16 protein-coding genes are annotated in these 16,674 nt (G+C 70.6%); 8 read left to right on the top strand and 8 right to left on the bottom strand.

Annotation, left to right across the window (positions count from 1 at the left end):
• Positions 1-107: 107 nt before the first annotated feature.
• Positions 108-1,370 carry an Ig-like domain-containing protein gene (locus OOK40_RS27090; protein ID WP_266486910.1) on the bottom strand — a complete coding sequence of 421 codons (1,263 nt, stop codon included), beginning with the start codon at positions 1,368-1,370 and terminating at the stop codon, positions 108-110.
• 200 nt (positions 1,371-1,570) lie between these two features.
• Positions 1,571-1,933: a hypothetical protein gene (locus OOK40_RS27085; RefSeq protein ID WP_266486909.1), complete on the bottom strand. Its 363-nt coding sequence runs from the start codon at positions 1,931-1,933 to the stop codon at positions 1,571-1,573.
• Positions 1,934-2,040: 107 nt separating this feature from the next.
• Here OOK40_RS27085 and OOK40_RS27080 point away from each other — a divergent pair, with 107 nt between their 5' ends.
• Positions 2,041-2,319, top strand: a complete 279-nt coding sequence (locus OOK40_RS27080; RefSeq protein ID WP_266486908.1) for a hypothetical protein — start codon at positions 2,041-2,043, stop codon at positions 2,317-2,319.
• A gap of 120 nt (positions 2,320-2,439) precedes the next feature.
• Here OOK40_RS27080 and hutH read toward each other — a convergent pair whose 3' ends face one another.
• Positions 2,440-3,981 carry a histidine ammonia-lyase gene (hutH, locus tag OOK40_RS27075; RefSeq protein ID WP_266487666.1) on the bottom strand — a complete coding sequence of 514 codons (1,542 nt, stop codon included), beginning with the start codon at positions 3,979-3,981 and terminating at the stop codon, positions 2,440-2,442.
• A 245-nt stretch (positions 3,982-4,226) separates the two neighbouring features.
• Here hutH and OOK40_RS27070 point away from each other — a divergent pair, with 245 nt between their 5' ends.
• On the top strand, positions 4,227-5,210 hold the full coding sequence (locus OOK40_RS27070) for an IS481 family transposase (protein ID WP_266486907.1): 984 nt from the start codon (positions 4,227-4,229) through the stop codon (positions 5,208-5,210).
• Here the strand turns inward: OOK40_RS27070 and OOK40_RS27065 are convergent.
• From OOK40_RS27065 to OOK40_RS27050, 4 genes are all read right to left on the bottom strand, one after another.
• Positions 5,207-6,373 carry a sensor domain-containing diguanylate cyclase gene (locus tag OOK40_RS27065; protein WP_266487665.1) on the bottom strand — a complete coding sequence of 389 codons (1,167 nt, stop codon included), beginning with the start codon at positions 6,371-6,373 and terminating at the stop codon, positions 5,207-5,209. The two genes, OOK40_RS27070 and OOK40_RS27065, sit on opposite strands and share 4 nt — an antisense overlap.
• A gap of 71 nt (positions 6,374-6,444) precedes the next feature.
• Complete coding sequence (locus OOK40_RS27060) at positions 6,445-7,239, bottom strand: enoyl-CoA hydratase/isomerase family protein (protein ID WP_266486906.1); 795 nt, start codon at positions 7,237-7,239, stop codon at positions 6,445-6,447.
• A gap of 255 nt (positions 7,240-7,494) precedes the next feature.
• The gene (locus tag OOK40_RS27055) at positions 7,495-8,721 is read right to left on the bottom strand and encodes an adenylate/guanylate cyclase domain-containing protein (RefSeq protein WP_266486905.1); all 1,227 of its coding nucleotides are present in this window, start codon (positions 8,719-8,721) and stop codon (positions 7,495-7,497) included.
• A gap of 108 nt (positions 8,722-8,829) precedes the next feature.
• Complete coding sequence (locus tag OOK40_RS27050) at positions 8,830-9,687, bottom strand: biotin--[acetyl-CoA-carboxylase] ligase (protein ID WP_266486904.1); 858 nt, start codon at positions 9,685-9,687, stop codon at positions 8,830-8,832.
• Between the two features lie 109 nt (positions 9,688-9,796).
• On the opposite strand from OOK40_RS27050, the gene OOK40_RS27045 reads away from it, so the two are divergent.
• The 4 genes from OOK40_RS27045 (at position 9,797) to OOK40_RS27030 (ending at position 12,540) form a co-directional block, all read left to right on the top strand.
• On the top strand, positions 9,797-11,380 hold the full coding sequence (locus OOK40_RS27045; RefSeq protein WP_266486902.1) for an acyl-CoA carboxylase subunit beta: 1,584 nt from the start codon (positions 9,797-9,799) through the stop codon (positions 11,378-11,380).
• A 14-nt stretch (positions 11,381-11,394) separates the two neighbouring features.
• Positions 11,395-11,601 carry an acyl-CoA carboxylase epsilon subunit gene (locus tag OOK40_RS27040; protein WP_266486900.1) on the top strand — a complete coding sequence of 69 codons (207 nt, stop codon included), beginning with the start codon at positions 11,395-11,397 and terminating at the stop codon, positions 11,599-11,601.
• Positions 11,602-11,782: 181 nt separating this feature from the next.
• Positions 11,783-11,911, top strand: a complete 129-nt coding sequence (mmpB, locus tag OOK40_RS27035) for a morphogenic membrane protein MmpB (protein ID WP_266486898.1) — start codon at positions 11,783-11,785, stop codon at positions 11,909-11,911.
• Positions 11,912-11,931: 20 nt separating this feature from the next.
• Positions 11,932-12,540, top strand: coding sequence for a nucleoside triphosphate pyrophosphatase (locus OOK40_RS27030; protein ID WP_266486896.1), 609 nt, complete (start codon positions 11,932-11,934; stop codon positions 12,538-12,540).
• Between the two features lie 122 nt (positions 12,541-12,662).
• On the opposite strand, the gene OOK40_RS27025 is transcribed toward OOK40_RS27030, so the two are convergent.
• Entirely contained in the window at positions 12,663-13,118 is a 456-nt protein-coding gene (locus tag OOK40_RS27025; RefSeq protein WP_266486895.1) for a hypothetical protein, read from the bottom strand.
• 356 nt (positions 13,119-13,474) lie between these two features.
• Between OOK40_RS27025 and OOK40_RS27020 the strand changes: the two genes are divergently transcribed.
• Positions 13,475-15,229, top strand: a complete 1,755-nt coding sequence (locus OOK40_RS27020; protein WP_266486894.1) for a biotin carboxylase N-terminal domain-containing protein — start codon at positions 13,475-13,477, stop codon at positions 15,227-15,229.
• 114 nt (positions 15,230-15,343) lie between these two features.
• Complete coding sequence (locus tag OOK40_RS27015; protein WP_266486893.1) at positions 15,344-15,937, top strand: TetR/AcrR family transcriptional regulator; 594 nt, start codon at positions 15,344-15,346, stop codon at positions 15,935-15,937.
• Positions 15,938-16,674 lie beyond the last annotated feature (737 nt).

The following is a 16,674-nucleotide window of genomic DNA, read 5'->3' as shown; positions in this document are numbered from 1 at the left end:
CGGTACGGGCCGGCCGGAGTGCGCGCAGGCCAATTTCGACGTCCTTGGCGGCGTACGAAGGCGGCGGCACCCCCGGAGGTGCCGCCGCCTTCGTACGCGTCAATGGGTCAGACGGCGGAGCCGGCCTTCCACGCGCTCCAGCTCATGTTCCAGCCGTTGAGGCCGTTGTCGGGCGAGATGGTCTTGTCCTGGGAGTTCTTCACGACGACGACATCGCCGACGATCGAGTTGTTGAACAGCCAGGCGGCGGGCTGGTTGGGGTCGCCCGCGCCCTTGACGTCGTTCAGGCCGACACAGCCGTGGCTGGTGTTGGCGCTGCCGAAGATCGAGTCGGCGCCCCAGTAGTTGCCGTGGATGAAGGTGCCCGACGTGGACAGCCGCATCGCGTGCGGCACGTCCTTGATGTCGTACTCGCCCTTGCCGTCCTTCTTCTTGAAGCCGACCGTCGAGCCGTCCATCCGGGTCTCCTTGAACTTCTCGGAGATCACCATCTGACCGTTGTAGGTCGGGTTGTCGGGGGCACCGGCGGAGATCGGGATCGTCTTGATCGTCTTGCCGTCCTGAGTCACCGTCATCGTCTTCGACGAGGCGTCGACGGTCGAGACCTGGTTCCGGCCGATCTTGAAGGTGACGGTCTTCTGCTGGACGCCGAAGACGCCGTTCGCGCCCTCGACGCCGTCCAGGTTCAGCTTGAGGGTGACGGTCGAGCCCTCCTGCCAGTACTGGTCGGGGCGGAAGTCGAGACGCTGCCCGTTGAACCAGTGGCCGACGACCTCCTGGCCGCTGCTCGACGTCACCTTGATCCCGGACTGGACGGCCTTCTTGTTGGTGATCGCCTTGTTGAAGTTGACGGACACCGGCATACCGACGCCGACGGTGGAACCGTCCTCGGGCGTGAAGTTGCCGATGAAGCTGTTGTCGGGCGAGACCGTGGTGAAGGAGGAGTTCTCGTGTGCCTCCAGGCCGGCTGCATCCTTGGCCGAGGCGGTGATCTTGTACGTGGTGGAGCGGTCGAGCTGCTCGTCCGGCTTCCAGCTCTTGCCGTCGGCGGCCAGCGTGCCCTTGACGCTCTTGCCGTCGGCGGTGGTCATCGTGACCTGGGTGAGGGTGCCCTCGCTGACGGTGACCTTGGCGGCGTTGTTGATGCTCGCGTTGGTCGCGCCGTTCTTGGGCGAGATGACTATTCGGGCCTTAGAAGCGTCCTTCGCAGCGGCCTCGTCGACCTGAGCCTGCGATTTCTTCGAGCCGTCGGCGCCGCCCTTGTCCCCGTCGCCGCTGCAGCCGGATATCACCAGCACGCCGCCGAGCACCGCGGACGCGGCCATGAGGGCCCTGCGCCGCTTGCTGTCCGTCATCACACGCTTCTCCATCGTCGCCGATTCCCCTGACCAACTGCTGAAACACTCATTCCGGGCCACCCGGTTCCACATCCGGCGGGGATGTGGCATACACCACTCGCCGACTCTCACCGACGCGGCGGTTGCCCCGCCGCTCGCAGTACGGCACGAAAACGGCCGGGCTCGGGTTCACCTACCCGGCGGTCCAGGACGTGATTCGCCGGCCGCGGAGGTTACGGCCGCGCGCCGTCAGGGCTCTCGTCGCTCTCGTCCTCGTCGTAGTCCCCATCTTCCTCGTCGAGGTCCCACTCCTTTGCATCGGGGTCGTACTCGATCTGCTCACTGCTCCAGGATGCCTGCGCGAGATCGACCCCCGGAACCTCGCTGACCAGGTCGAAGGGATCCACGAGATACGCGATGGCCTCGGCCTCGTCCTCGCGCACCGCCGAGCGTGCGTGCGCACGCTCCTCGTCCGGCATGAACTCGTCGGCCGCGATGCGCTCGAGCGCCGCGCCGGTCAGCGCCTCGGCCTCGGCGATCTCCAGCACCAATTCCACCCGCAGCCGCACATAACGTGATGTCTCAGAAGAGGTCATACGACGGAGGGTAGAGCGCCCGGTCACCCGGCTTTCCCACGACCCGCTGCTTTCACTAGCATCAGCGCACCGGCCAATTCTTGGATGCCTCAAGGGGGATCGAGTCCGTGTCCGTCGCGCGTCGACCGCTTCTTACCGCCACTGCCGCAGGGACTCTGCTGTGCGCGCTGTGGTTCGTCCCCTCGGCGAATGCCACGGCCGAGACGGAAGCGGTGCCCAGACAGCAGACCGGCGCGCAGGCCTCGTCACAGGGGCTGGCTCTCGCCGACACGGGCACGGTGGACACCACGCCGTATCTGATCGGCGGCACGGCGTTCCTGGGCATCGGCGTGGGCTTCGTGACGTACTCGGTGCGCCGCCCTCAGTCGTCGACGGGGCTGCGATGAGCCACGCCGACGACTGATTTACCGGTGCCAGGGCGTCCTGCTGCGGTTCGCCCGCGAAACCACCCACCGGACAGCAACCACCAACGCCCCCTGGCCCACGTTCACGACGAACCCGGTGACTTAGGCCAGCGGGCCCGTCACGGGCTCGACGGCCGCGATGAGCTTTCCGTCCCGTACGAACGCGTCCGCCGCCTCCAGGTCGGGCGCGAGGAAACGGTCCGGGCCCGGGCCCTCGACGCCCGCGGCGCGCAGGGCTCCGATCGCGGCCTGCGAGGCGGGCGCGGGGGTCAGATGGCGCCGCAGCTCGATGGCGCGGGTCGCGGCATAGAGCTCCACCGCGAGGATCCGGTTCAGGTTGCCGACGGCCGTACGGAGCTTGCGCGCGGCGGACCAGCCCATCGAGACGTGGTCCTCCTGCATCGCCGACGAGGGGATCGAGTCGGCGGAGGCCGGTACGGCGAGCCGCTTCATCTCGCTGACCAGGGCGGCCTGGGTGTACTGGGCGATCATCAGGCCCGAGTCCACCCCGGCGTCGTCGGCGAGGAACGGCGGCAGGCCGTGCGAGCGGTTCTTGTCGAGCAGCCGGTCCGTACGCCGCTCCGCGATCGATCCGAGATCCGCGGCGGCGATGGCCAGGAAGTCCAGGACGTACGCCACGGGGGCGCCGTGGAAGTTTCCGTTGGACTCCACGCGGCCGTCGGGCAGGACGACCGGGTTGTCGACGGCCGAGGCGAGCTCGCGGTCGGCGACCAGGCGGGCGTGGGCAAGGGTGTCGCGTCCGGCGCCCGCGACCTGCGGGGCGCAGCGCACCGAGTACGCGTCCTGGACGCGGGGGGCCTCTTCCTCCTGGAAGTGGCCGACGAGCCCGGAGCCCTTGAGTACGGCGCTCATGTTCGCCGCGGCGACGCCCTGGCCCGGGTGCGGGCGGATGGCGTGCAGCTCGGGGGCGAGGACCTTGTCGGTGCCGAGCAGCGCCTCCAGCGACAGCGCGGCGGTGATGTCGGCGGTGACATAGAGGCGCTGGAGGTCGGCGAGGGCCATGACCAGCATGCCGAGCATGCCGTCGGTGCCGTTCAGGAGGGCCAGGCCCTCCTTCTCGCGGAGCACGACGGGCGCGATGCCGTGCTCGGCGAGCAGCTCGCCCGCGGGCCTGACGGTGCCGTCGGGGCCCTCGGCGTCGCCCTCGCCCATGAGGGTCAGCGCGCAGTGGGACAGCGGCGCGAGGTCGCCGGAGCAGCCGAGGGAGCCGTACTCGTGGACGACGGGCGTGATCCCGGCGTTCAGTACGTCGGCCATGGTCTGGGCGACCTCGGGGCGTACGCCGGTGTGGCCGGAGGCCACGGTCTTCAGGCGCAGGAACATCAGCGCGCGGACGACCTCGCGCTCGACGCGCGGGCCCATGCCCGCGGCGTGCGAGCGGACGATGTTGCGCTGGAGCTGGGCGCGGAGCTCGGGGCTGATGTGCCGGCTGGCGAGTGCGCCGAATCCGGTGGACACCCCGTAGACGGGCTCGGGCTTGGCGGCGAGGGCGTCCACGATTCCGCGGGCGGCGGCGAGGGCGGTGACGGCCTCCTCGGAGAGCTCGATACGGGCGCCCTCGCGGGCCACGGCGATGACGTCTTCGGCGGTGGTACCGGACGTCCCCACCACGACTGTGTGCATATCCATATTCAGCAGCGTACGGATTGAATCGGAACCTGTCACTAGTGGCGGCAGGGTTGACCCCTTACGCGCTGACGGGTGCCCGCCAGTCGGGCTCAGGGGTGTGCGGCGGGTCAGCCTGGCCCGCCGCACACCCCCTAGGTGTATTGATCACGAGCGTTGTTAACAGTGGTGGGTCTTGATCATGGCGAAGACCTCCGGTGTGGTGGAGGTGTCTAGGCTCCACACCACGCACGGAGGTCTTCGTGTCCCACCGTAATGCCCGGCTGACTGTCTTCGGGAGGCGGCTGCTGGTCGAACGTGTCCTGGCTGGCAGTCCGGTTGCTCATGTGGCGGCCGAGATGGGTGTCTCGCGGCCGACCGCTCACAAGTGGATGCGTCGGTGGCGGACGGAGGGCGAGGCGGGTCTGCACGACCGCTCCAGCCGGCCGCATACGACCCCGCACCGCACAGCGCCCGAGGTGGAGGCCCGTGTCTGTGAGCTGCGGCAGGCCCGCAAGCTGGGCCCGGCCCGCATCGGCCCCATCATCGGGCTACCCGCCTCTACCGTGCACCGCATCCTGACCCGGCACGGCTTGCACCGGCTGGCCTGGCTGGACCGGCCGACCGGCGAGCCGATCCGCCGCTACGAGCGGGCCCGGCCGGGTGAGCTGGTCCATGTCGACATCAAGAAGCTCGGCAACATCCCCGACGGCGGAGGGTGGCGCACGGTCGGCAGGGCAGCCGGCGACCGCAACCGGCAGGCCGCCACCGACCAGCGCAAGAGCTGCAAGCCGGTGATCGGCTACAGCTACATCCACTCCGCCGTCGACGACCACTCCCGCCTCGCCTACAGCGAGGTCCTGGCCGACGAGCGCAAGGAGACCGCCGTGGCCTTCTGGCAGCGGGCCCACGCCTTCTTCACCGGCCACGGCATCACCGTCGAACGGGTGCTGACCGACAACGGCTCCTGCTACAAGTCGTTTCTCTGGCGGGACACCCTGTCCGCAGCAGGGATCGCGCACAAGCGCATCCGGCCCTACCGGCCGCAGACCAATGGCAAGGTCGAACGCTTCAACCGCACCCTGCTCGACGAATGGGCCTACCTGCGGCCCTACACCAGCAACACCGAACGGACCGCAGCCCTGGCAGACTTCCTCCACACCTACAACCACCACCGCTGCCACACCGCACTCGAAGGCAAGCCACCCATCAGCCGCGTAAACAACCCTGCAGGCCAATACACCTAGGGCTCGCTCCAGGGTTCCTGGGCGTCCTCGGGCCTGGCGGCCCGGAACGTGCGGCGCTCATGCTTGGAGCGGGGCGGGGAGTCCGCGAGGCGCAGCACCGTGCCGTCGCGGCCCGCGACCACGGGTTTCGGGGAACGGGCCGCCTTCGCGCGGTACTGGGCCGCGTCCGCGAGCCGGAACAGACGGCGGGCCGAGCGCACCTGCCCGATCGGGTCGCCGGTGGACGCGACCCCGCAGGCGACGCCCTCACCCATCTCCAACTCGCCCGCCCGTACGCAGAGTTCGTCGGCGGCATGGACCACCTCGTCCGCCGTCGGGCCGACCGAGAGCAGACAGAACTCGTCCCCGCCGAGACGGGCCGCCAGCGCGCCGGGGAGCATCGCCCCGCACAGCGAGAGAACCGAGCCGAAGCGTTCGAGCAGCCGGTCGCCGACGGCGTGGCCGTGGGTGTCATTCACCTGCTTGAGGCCGTTGAGGTCGCACACCACCAGGCTGACGACCGAGCCGTCCACCCGGTGGCGCTCCAGCGCCTCGTCAAGCCTTATGTCGACGGCGCGGCGGTTGGCGAGACCGGTCAGGGGGTCCGTGAAGGCCAGCGTGCGGACCTCTTCCAGCCGCTCCGTCTGGGCGATCCCGGCCGCCACCACGGAGGCGATCACGGTCGCGAAGTCCGCGTCGTCCCGGTCGAAGACGGGCCGGCCGGCCGCGCGTGCCACATACAGCTCCCCCCATGCCCGCCCGTGCAGCACGATGGGCGCGACCACACAGCAGCCGCGCCCCCGCCTGCGAAGCGCGGCCACGCGCTGATGGGAGTAGCCGATCTCGCCGGCAACCGGGCCGTCGACGGTCTCCACCCAGGCGTCGGGCTCGCCACCGCCGGCCCACTGCTCGTGCAGAAACTCCGTGATCTCCGGGAAGCGGTTGACCGGATACGTCTCGGACTCGGGGAACTCCTCCTCCCCGGCGGCGCGTTCGCCGGCGTTCACGAGCACCTTGAGACGTCCGAGCTCGCGCTCCCACACGGACAGCGCCGCGAAGGAGCCGGAGAGCGCGTCGCACGCGCCGAGCGCCGCTGCACGCCAGGACTCGCGCGGGGTGCGCGCGGATGCCATTGCCTGCGCCAGCGCCACTACGGCTCGCAGCCGCCGATCCTCAGCCATTATCCCAGCTTAGGGCTGGTCTGCCAGATGTGATCAGTTGACGTTACCCGGGTCCCTGCGAGCCCTGCCGCGGGTCACTCGCCGGGCCACTGCGGCTTCCGCTTCTCGTTGAAGGCGGCAACGCCCTCGGCCCGGTCCCCGGAGAAGGCCACCGAGCGCCAGGCCGCGTCCTCGACCTCGAGACCGGCCCGCAGATCGAGACCCTGCCCGAGCCTCATCGCGCGCTTGGCGGCGCGCAGCCCGACGGGAGAGTTCGCGGCGATCTGGGCGGCGAGCTCCAGCGCGCCGGTCCTGGCATCGTCCACGAGCTGGTCGACGAGCCCCAACTGGCGGGCCTCCGCGGCCTCCACGCGGCGTGCCGTATAGACCAGCTCGGCGGCCCGCGCGGCCCCGACGCGGCGCGGGAGCAGCTGCGTCCCGCCGCCGCCGGGGATGACACCGACGGACACCTCGGGCAGCCCCACGACGGCGGTGCTGTCGGCGACGATCAGATCGCAGGCCAGCGCCAGCTCGAACCCGCCGCCGAGCGCGAATCCGTGCACGGCGGCGACGGTGGGCATGGGCAGCTCGAGCACCCCGGTGTAGGCGGCCCGCGCGGTCGGCCGCTGCCGCACCAACTCGGCGTCGGAGAAGGAGTTCCGCTCCTTCAGATCGGCGCCGACGCAGAAGGCGCGCTCATGGGTGGAGCTGAGCACGGTGACCCGTACGTCCCGGTCGGCACCGAGGGCGTCGCAGGCGGCGGCGATGGAACGGGCCATCTCGGTGGAGACGGCGTTCATGGCCTTGGGCCGGTCGAGTACGAGCTCGGCGACGTGCTCGTACCTGCGGACGACGACGAATTCCCCGAAGCGCTGCTCGGACTCGGACATGAGGGCACCCTCCCGGTGAACGATGGTTAACCGGATCATAGGGGGGAGGGGGCGCCTGCGGCGGGCCTGTCCCCTACCCGCCCTCCCCCAGACTCCGTCCGGGGGGACCCCCACGGGGCTGGATATGCGGCTCGGCCGCACATCCAGCCCGTCCGGCGTTTGAGGACACGCCCGAAGGGCGTACGGGGCTTGGGGGCGAAGCCCCCAGTTCGGGAAGGGGCGGGGTGGGGGAACACACACCCCCCCGCTCAGACCTCAGCCGCCGCGACGCGACATGAGCCACGGCTCCACCACGCCAAGCCCCCGCACCGGCCGCTGCCACATCGGCTGCAGTGCGAAGCGGTACGAGGGGGGCTCCTCGCCCTCCTTCTCCGCCGCGGCCGCTTCCTCCGCCGCCTCCGCCTCGGACACCGGCGCGTCCCCCGTGCGCACGAGCTCCTCCGCGAACGCGCCGTCCACCAGCACCGCGTCCTTCGGCGCTATCGAGGTCAGGCGGCTCGCCAGGTTCACGGTCGTACCGAAGACGTCGCCCATCCGCGTCGTCACCGTCCCGAAGGCGATGCCGACCCGCAGCGCGGGCATCGACTCGTCGTCCGTCATCGTCTCTATCAACCGCAGCGCGATCTCCGCCGCCGTGCCCGCGTCGTCCGCCGCGTACAGGACCTCGTCGCCGAGCGTCTTGATCAGGCGGCCGCCGTGGGCGGCGACCAGATCGGCGCAGGTGGTCTCGAACGCCTCGACGAGTTCCCCGAGTTCCTCCTCCTCGAGGCGCCGGGTGAGGCGGGTGAAGCCCACCAGGTCCGCGAAGCCGACCGCGAGACGGCGGTCCACCATCTCCTCGTCGTCCGCCGCCTGGACCACGCGCCCGGTCGCCGCGGCGAGCTGGCGGCGCCAGACGTAGACGAGGAACTCCTCCAGCTCGGGCAGAAGCAGTTCGACCAGGGGGTACGTGACTTCCGTACGGGTCATTCCGGGCTCGGGCGGCTCGGTCAGGCCCTCCAGGAAGGAATCGATCTGCCATTCCGCCAACCGGGCGGTGGTCTGGCCGGTCGAGCGGGCCACCTGGACCGCCATCGGCTCGCTGAGCAGGCCCGCCTCGACGAGACCGGCGAGCCGTCGCAGGGCCAGTACGTCCGCCTCGGTCAGGGCCTTGGCCTGGCCGATGTCGGCGAAGCCCATGGCCCGCCAGAAGCGGGAGGCAAGCTCCATGGAGACTCCGGCCGTGCGGGCGGCCTGAAACGGCGTGTAGCGCCGGTCCGCGCCAAGGATCAGCTGTTCCAGCCGGATCGCGAGGGGGTCGTCGGTCGGCTCCACGGTGTGATCGACCTCGTGGTGCGGCGGATGCACCGCGGCCGACCCGGATGCCGTGCCCGGAGGCGAGGACGCGCCGGAGGGCGACGATGACGAATTCGAGGACGCGCCGGAAGAGGAGCCCTCCGGCGGCTGCGCGCCCGCGCCGGAAGTGGTGTCGTCGACGGTCACCAGCCGCCTCCTGCCCGTTCCCTGCGCACTGCCCTGCCGATCTGTCGCTCGATCGCCTCAACGATACGGCAGGTGTGCCCTAGCTCACGTCCCGGCCGCCCAGCCGGTTCATCCGGCCGGCCGCAGGTGCACGATGTCGCCCGCACTGATCGCCTGCCGCCCCCCGCCCTCCGTGGACAGCACCAGCCGCCCGTCGCCGTCGATCGCGACCGCCTCGCCGATCACCGAGCGTTCGCCGGGCAGCTCGGCCCGTACGCTCCGTCCCAGCGTCGCGCAGCCCGCCGCGTACGCCTCCTGGAGCCCCGAGAGGCCCGGGTCGCCGCCCGCCGCGCGCCAGTCGCCGTACCACTGCTCCAGCGAGCGCAGCACGGCCCGCAGCAGCGGGTCACGGTCGGTGGAGATCGCGTTCGCGAGGGCCAGGGAGCCCGCCTCCGGGACCGGCAGCTCCTCGGCACGCAGGGTGACATTGAGGCCGATACCGATGACGACAGCGTCGTCGCCCGACCGCTCGGCGAGGATCCCGCCGGTCTTGCGCTCCTCACCGTCGATCTTTACCAGCAGGTCATTGGGCCATTTGAGGTACATGTCCACCCCGGCGGCGCGGGCGAGACCCGCCGCGGACGCCACCCCGGCGAGCAGCGGCAGCCAGCCCCAGCGCTCGACCGGGATGTCCGCTCCGGGCTTCAGCAGTACGGAGACGAACAGCCCGGACCGCGGGGGCGCCGACCAGGTGCGGTCCAGGCGTCCCCGCCCGGCCGTCTGCACCTCGGCGACGAGCACGGCCCCCTCCTCCAGGGACGCGGCTCTGGCCGCCAGGTCGGAGTTGGTGGACCCGGTCTCGGGCACGATGTCGAAAGAGGTCCACAGCCCGCCCGGCTGCAGCAGCGAGTGGCGCAGCGCGGCTTCGTTCAGCGGCGGCCGGTCGAGGTCGGACCAGCGGCTCCGGGGCGCATTCTCAGGCGTCATGCAAGCCAGGTTAGGTGTGGTAAACGACGCACTGCCGAACGGTATGCGCGCCGATACGCTACGAGTCAGTAGCCACCGACCCCGTGACCAGCCAGGGAGCCGCATCCCGATGTCCGAGCCGGAACAGATCGACATTCACACCACCGCAGGAAAGCTGGCGGATCTGCAGCGCCGTGTTGACGAGGCGACGCATGCCGGTTCCGCGCGCGCGGTGGAGAAGCAGCACGCCAAGGGCAAGTTGACCGCCCGTGAGCGCGTCGATCTGCTGTTGGACGAGGGTTCGTTCGTCGAGCTGGACGAGTTCGCCCGGCACCGTTCCACGGACTTCGGCATGGAGCAGAACCGCCCCTACGGCGACGGTGTGGTCACCGGCTACGGCACGGTCGACGGCCGCCCGGTGGCGGTCTTCTCGCAGGACTTCACGGTCCTCGGCGGGTCCCTGGGCGAGGTCTTCGGCCAGAAGATCATGAAGGTGATGGACTTCGCGCTGAAGACGGGCTGCCCCGTCGTCGGCATCAACGACTCCGGCGGCGCCCGTATCCAGGAGGGCGTCATGGCCCTCGGCATGTACGGCGAGATCTTCCGCCGCAACACCCATGCCTCCGGCGTGATCCCGCAGATCTCGCTGATCGTCGGACCGTGCGCGGGCGGCGCCGTCTACTCCCCCGCGATCACCGACTTCACGGTGATGGTCGACCAGACCTCGCACATGTTCATCACCGGCCCCGATGTCATCAAGACAGTCACCGGTGAGGACGTCGGCTTCGAGGAGCTGGGCGGAGCCCGTACGCACAACACCACCTCCGGTGTCGCGCACCACATGGCGGGCGACGAGAAGGACGCCGTCGAGTACGTCAAGTCGCTGCTGTCGTACCTGCCGTCGAACAACCTCTCCGAGGCACCGGCCTTCCCCGAGGAGGCCGACCTGGAGACGACCGACGAGGACCGCGAGCTCGACACCCTCATCCCCGACTCCGCGAACCAGCCGTACGACATGCACACGGCCATCGAGCATGTGCTGGACGACGGCGAATTCCTGGAGACGCAGGCGCTGTTCGCGCCGAACATCGTCACCGGCTTCGGCCGCGTCGAGGGCTACCCGGTCGGCATCGTCGCCAACCAGCCGATGCAGTACGCGGGCTGCCTGGACATCAACGCCTCCGAGAAGGCCGCGCGCTTCGTGCGCACCTGCGACGCCTTCAACGTCCCCGTGCTGACCTTCGTCGACGTGCCCGGCTTCCTGCCCGGCGTCGACCAGGAGTACGGCGGCATCATCCGCCGCGGCGCGAAGCTGATCTACGCCTACGCGGAGGCGACGGTCCCGCTGATCACGGTGATCACGCGCAAGGCCTTCGGCGGCGCGTACGACGTCATGGGCTCCAAGCACCTGGGCGCCGACCTCAACCTGGCCTGGCCGACCGCGCAGATCGCGGTCATGGGCGCACAGGGCGCGGTGAACATCCTGCACCGCCGCACCATCGCGGGCGCGGAGGACGTCGAGGCGACCCGCGCGGCGCTGATCCAGGACTACGAGGACACGCTCCTCAACCCGTACACCGCGGCGGAGCGCGGCTACGTGGACGCGGTGATCATGCCGTCGGACACGCGCTCGCAGATCGTGAAGGGCCTGCGTCAGCTGCGTACGAAGCGGGAAAGCCTGCCGCCGAAGAAGCACGGCAACATCCCCCTCTAGGAAGGGACCTGACGATGATCAAGGTCGTACGAGGAAATCCCACCCCGGAGGAACTGGCCGCCGCACTTGCGGTGGTTCAGGCACGCGCCGCGGCGACGGCCGCGGCGGTGGAGGGCGCGCCACTCCTGCCGGAACAGTGGTCGGACCCGGCGCGGATCGCCCGCACGCGAAGGCCGCTGCCGGGCCCGCGGGCGTGGGCCCGCAGCCACTGGCCGGTCTGAGCCCGCGTCCCGGTCGCCGGACGGGCTGACATGTCAGCCCGTCCGGCGACCGAGAGCATGAGCCCCTGACGGAACAGCAGCCACGTAGTCCTCGCGACACCGGAAATTGGCCCGTTGGCGGCCCGCCGGTTGAGTACCCGTACTCAGGCGCCGCCCGGCTCCCCGCAGCAGGATCGAAGACATGCTGTGGTCCGACCCGGAGAACGAGCCTCCGAAAGAGCTGCGCGAGACGCAGGCGATGATGCGCCGCGCGGGCCTCCTGCTGGCCCTCGCGATGGTGGTGGCGATGTTCGTGGTCGGGCTGCACTGACCGCCGCCTACGATGACCCCATGACCGCTCAGCGCCCCCGTCTCGTCCTCGGCTCCGCCTCGCCCGCGCGCCTCAATCTGCTGCGCCAGGCCGGACTCGCCCCCGAAGTGATCGTCAGCGGCGTCGACGAGGACGCGCTGAGCGCACCGACCCCGGCCGAGATGGCCCTGGTACTCGCCGAGGCGAAGGCGGCCGCCGTGGCCGCGCGCCCGGAGGCCTCCGGCGCGCTCGTCATCGGCTGCGACTCGGTCCTCGAACTCGACGGCGAGGCCCTGGGCAAGCCGGCCGACGCGGAGGACGCGACCGCCCGCTGGAAGCGCATGCGCGGCCGCTCCGGCATCCTGCAGACCGGCCACTGCGTGACGGACACGGCGACCGGCCGCAGCGCGTCGGCGACCGCCTCGACGACCGTGCGCTTCGGCGAGCCGACGGACGCCGAGATCGCCGCGTACGTCGCGAGCGGCGAACCGCTGCACGTGGCGGGCGCGTTCACGCTGGACGGCCGCTCGGCGCCGTTCATCGACTCCATCGACGGCGACCACGGCAACGTGATCGGGCTCTCGCTGCCGCTGCTGCGCACACTGCTGGCCGAGCTCGGCTTCTCGATCACGGATCTGTGGACGGACTGAAGCACCCCAGCCCCGGGGCGGGTTGACGTCAGTCGAGCGTCAGAATCACGTCAGACTCGACACCGGCTCGGGGCCCGGTGAGGGCGGGCTCGGGCCCGCCTCACGACCGGCTCGGATCCCGCTCAGGCAGGTGCGGCGCCGTTCGTCGGAGCGGGTTCGTTGCGGGTCTCTTCCTTCTGTGGCTTCCCGCCATTTCCATACGCCAGCAGCACCAGGACGATCAGTGCGAGCACGACCATCATGAACGCGAACGCGTCCCAGCCGACGAGACCCACCGTGAGCGCGCCCAGCACGCCGTGCGTGATCGCGCACGAGATCAGCAGGATCCGGGCCCCGCGCCCCGGGGCCCGGTCGCGCAGGCCGGTCAGCAGCAGGACCACACCGCAGGCGGCGAGGTAGAGGCCGAAGACGGCGCCCATCACCCACGTGCCCGTGACCATCGCGTCCGGGTCCAGGTCGGCGAGCGACATGCTCTGCTTCTCGAGGAACGTGGCGAGGATCCCGTTGATCACCACGATGCCGATGGCCTCCACCAGCAGAACAAGCGCGGCCACCACGGCCACCGGTCTGCGCGCCACGGCGCCCCCAACCCTCTGTTACCGGAAGTACGTACGACATCGCGAACGCTACTAACGGGTAAAGGGCAGGACAAGGGGCGCGGCACGCTCGGTCTCACAGCAAAGAATCATTGGGCCATTCGTAGGGACTCGACAAAGAAACGCGCCCGGCCGCTGGCGCCCAGAACAGAGACCTGTGCCACACCACGGGGTTACTGTGCGAGGAAGGAACCCGTCGTACCTTGGTGCGACAAGGGATTTCGCGACTTGCGCGAGCCTCGAATCACGCTCCGTGTGGCATAGCTCACCATTGGGGACGGGTCGAAGGACGGTGTGCGGCTTCCCTAAACTCAGCTTGTTTCAAGGAGGGAGCCATCGTGCGCAAGGTGCTCATCGCCAACCGTGGCGAAATCGCTGTCCGCGTTGCCCGTGCCTGCCGGGACGCCGGGATCGCGAGCGTAGCCGTCTACGCCGATCCGGACCGGGACGCATTGCATGTCCGCGCGGCCGACGAGGCGTTCGCCCTGGGCGGTGACACCCCGGCCGCCAGCTACCTGGACATGGCAAAGGTGCTCCAGGCCGCGAAGGACTCGGGAGCGGACGCCATCCACCCCGGATACGGCTTCCTCTCGGAGAACGCGGACTTCGCGCAGGCCGTGCTGGACGCCGGTCTGACCTGGATCGGTCCGCCGCCGCAGGCGATCCGCGATCTGGGTGACAAGGTCGCCGCTCGTCATATCGCCCAGCGCGCCGGCGCGCCGCTGGTCGCCGGTACGCCCGACCCGGTCTCCGGCGCCGACGAGGTCGTCGCCTTCGCCCGGGAGAACGGGCTGCCGATCGCGATCAAGGCGGCGTTCGGCGGTGGCGGCCGCGGTCTGAAGGTCGCCCGCACCCTCGAAGAGGTGCCGGAGCTGTACGACTCCGCGGTACGCGAGGCCGTCGCCGCCTTCGGGCGCGGCGAGTGCTTCGTCGAGCGCTACCTGGACAAGCCGCGGCACGTCGAGACCCAGTGCCTGGCCGACAGCCACGGCAATGTCGTCGTCGTCTCCACGCGTGACTGCTCGCTCCAGCGCCGCCACCAGAAGCTGGTCGAGGAGGCGCCCGCGCCCTTCCTCTCCGAGGCGCAGAACGCCGAGCTGTACGCCGCGTCCAAGGCCATCCTCAAGGAGGCCGGTTACGTCGGCGCGGGCACCGTCGAGTTCCTCGTCGGTGTCGACGGCACGATCTCCTTCCTGGAGGTCAACACCCGTCTCCAGGTGGAACACCCGGTCACCGAAGAGGTCACCGGCATCGACCTGGTCCGCGAGATGTTCCGTATCGCCGACGGCGAGGAGCTCGGCTACGGCGACCCGGCGGTGCGCGGTCACTCCTTCGAGTTCCGCATCAACGGCGAGGACCCGGGCCGGGGCTTCCTCCCGGCCCCCGGCACGGTGACCACCTTCGCGCCGCCGTCCGGTCCGGGTGTGCGCCTCGACGCGGGCGTCGAGACCGGTTCGGTGATCGGCCCCGCCTGGGACTCGCTGCTGGCCAAGCTGATCGTCACCGGCGCGACGCGCGAGCAGGCGCTGCAGCGTGCGGCGCGGGCGCTGGAGGAGTTCAACGTCGAGGGCATGGCCACCGCCATCCCCTTCCACCGCGCGGTCGTCACCGACCCGGCGTTCACCGCGGACCCCTTCCGGGTCCACACCCGGTGGATCGAGACGGAGTTCGTCAACGAGATCAAGCCCTTCGCGGCGCCCAGCGACGCGGACACCGAGGACGAGCCGGGCCGCGAGACGGTCATCGTCGAGGTCGGCGGCAAGCGCCTGGAGGTCTCGCTGCCGTCCTCGCTGGGCATGACACTGGCCCGCACCGGCCTGGCAGCGGGCGCCAAGCCCAAGCGCCGCGCCGCGAAGAAGTCAGCCTCGGCGGCTTCGGGTGACACCCTTGCCTCTCCGATGCAGGGCACGATCGTCAAGATCGCGGTCGAGGAGGGCCAGGAGGTCAACGAGGGCGACCTCGTCGTCGTCCTGGAGGCGATGAAGATGGAGCAGCCGCTGAACGCGCACCGCTCCGGCACGATCAAGGGCCTGTCGGCCGAGGTCGGCGCGTCGATCTCGTCGGGTGCGATGATCTGCGAGATCAAGGACTGACGTCCGGTCGATTGTCTACGAGTGTGGGGCCTGCCCGGTACGACGACGGGCAGGCCCCACGCGTATGCATCCTGGACACTGAACGCCGGGGGCGGACTCAGGGAGGACGACGCGATGGCGACCAGTACGGCAGTCGGCTCGCCGCGGCCGATGCGGGCGGACGCGCGCCGCAACTACGAACGGCTGCTGACCGAAGCGCGCGCCGTCTTCGCCGAGTACGGCACCGACGCCTCGCTCGAAGAGATCGCGCGGCGGTCGGGCGTGGGCATCGGCACGCTGTACCGGCACTTCCCCAGCCGCCACGCGATGATGAGCGCGGTCTTCCAGGAGGCGCTGGCCGCACTGCTGGAGCGCTCGGGCGAACTGGCCTCGGCGGAGCAGCCCTGCGGGGCGCTGGTGGAGTGGCTGCGCGCCCTCATCACCCATGCGGGTGAGTACCGCGGGCTGGCCCGAGCGCTCATGTCGGCCTCGCACGACGAGACTTCGGCACTGTCGGCATGCAGCGTGCCGCTCCGCGAGGCGGGCGAACGGCTGCTGATCCGGGCGCAGGAGAGCGGGGCGGTGCGGGCGGATGTCTCGATCGGCGACCTGATGCAGCTGACGAACGCGATCGCACTGGCGGCGGAAGAGGAGCCGGGGGACGCGGAGTTGGCGGACAGACTGCTGATGCTGACGCTGCGGGGGTTGAAGGGGGAGGGCGGGGCGTAGGGGCCGCTGCGCGGGGCCTTTCCCCTCCCCGCCCCTTCCCTCAACCGGGGCAAGCCCCGGACCCCGGGATCGGCAGCTTCGCGCCGAAGGAACCACACCGGTCACGGACCTCCGCGGTGCGCGGCGGTGCCGCAGCGGGCGGGCCTGAGCGGTCCGGGGCGCCGTGATCCGGGCTTGCGGTGCGGTGTGCCCGGCGCCGTGGCATGCGGGGTCCGGTGGCTCGGGCTCAGGCGGTCCGTGGCGCGGGGCCCGCCATGGGGTGCGGGTCCGGCGGTCCGGCGTGCGCCGGTGACGTGTGGTGCGGGTTCCCACCGACGGGCTGCGGTGCGCGGCGGTTCGCCCGCGAGACCACCCACCGGGCACCCACCACCAACGCCCCCTGGCCCACGGCACCCACGGACCCGGTACAAGCGCCGTCGGGCTCGACTCCTCGGCGTCGGTGGCGATGACGGGTTCGTAAGGGCACCCGGTGTTGGCCGCCAATCGGGGGTTCGCCCGCGAAACCACCCACGGGACAGCAACCACCAACGCCCGCTGGGGCCCACGCCCACCACGACCGCTGGAAACGCGGGGACGACCCTGGACCGCCCCTCCCCATCGGGAAGGTAGGGGCACGCGGGCCCACCGGTGTTGGTACCGCAGCGCGAAGCTGCCGCAGGCGCGGGTGCGAGGGGCGCCAGCCCCTGCGGTCTTTCTCCGCGGCCAAGCCGCCGAGGCGACGCTACCTCTCCGCGGCG

Origin of the sequence: Streptomyces sp. NBC_01481 (assembly GCF_026339995.1) — a bacterium.
Classification (GTDB): domain Bacteria; phylum Actinomycetota; class Actinomycetes; order Streptomycetales; family Streptomycetaceae; genus Streptomyces.
The sequence above is the reverse complement of the archived record's forward strand: the minus strand, read 5'-3'. Positions and strand labels throughout refer to the sequence as shown.

What these genes read in the sequence shown, in the direction of transcription:
- OOK40_RS27090 (WP_266486910.1), bottom strand. Translation starts at nt 1,370, where the DNA reads ATGGAGAAGCGTGTGATGACGGACAGCAAGCGGCGCAGGGCCCTCATG.
- OOK40_RS27085 (WP_266486909.1), bottom strand. Translation starts at nt 1,933, where the DNA reads ATGACCTCTTCTGAGACATCACGTTATGTGCGGCTGCGGGTGGAATTG.
- hutH (WP_266487666.1), bottom strand. Translation starts at nt 3,981, where the DNA reads ATGCACACAGTCGTGGTGGGGACGTCCGGTACCACCGCCGAAGACGTC.
- OOK40_RS27060 (WP_266486906.1), bottom strand. Translation starts at nt 7,239, where the DNA reads ATGTCCGAGTCCGAGCAGCGCTTCGGGGAATTCGTCGTCGTCCGCAGG.
- OOK40_RS27050 (WP_266486904.1), bottom strand. Translation starts at nt 9,687, where the DNA reads ATGACGCCTGAGAATGCGCCCCGGAGCCGCTGGTCCGACCTCGACCGG.
- OOK40_RS27045 (WP_266486902.1), top strand. Translation starts at nt 9,797, where the DNA reads ATGTCCGAGCCGGAACAGATCGACATTCACACCACCGCAGGAAAGCTG.
- OOK40_RS27040 (WP_266486900.1), top strand. Translation starts at nt 11,395, where the DNA reads ATGATCAAGGTCGTACGAGGAAATCCCACCCCGGAGGAACTGGCCGCC.
- mmpB (WP_266486898.1), top strand. Translation starts at nt 11,783, where the DNA reads ATGCTGTGGTCCGACCCGGAGAACGAGCCTCCGAAAGAGCTGCGCGAG.
- OOK40_RS27030 (WP_266486896.1), top strand. Translation starts at nt 11,932, where the DNA reads ATGACCGCTCAGCGCCCCCGTCTCGTCCTCGGCTCCGCCTCGCCCGCG.
- OOK40_RS27015 (WP_266486893.1), top strand. Translation starts at nt 15,344, where the DNA reads ATGGCGACCAGTACGGCAGTCGGCTCGCCGCGGCCGATGCGGGCGGAC.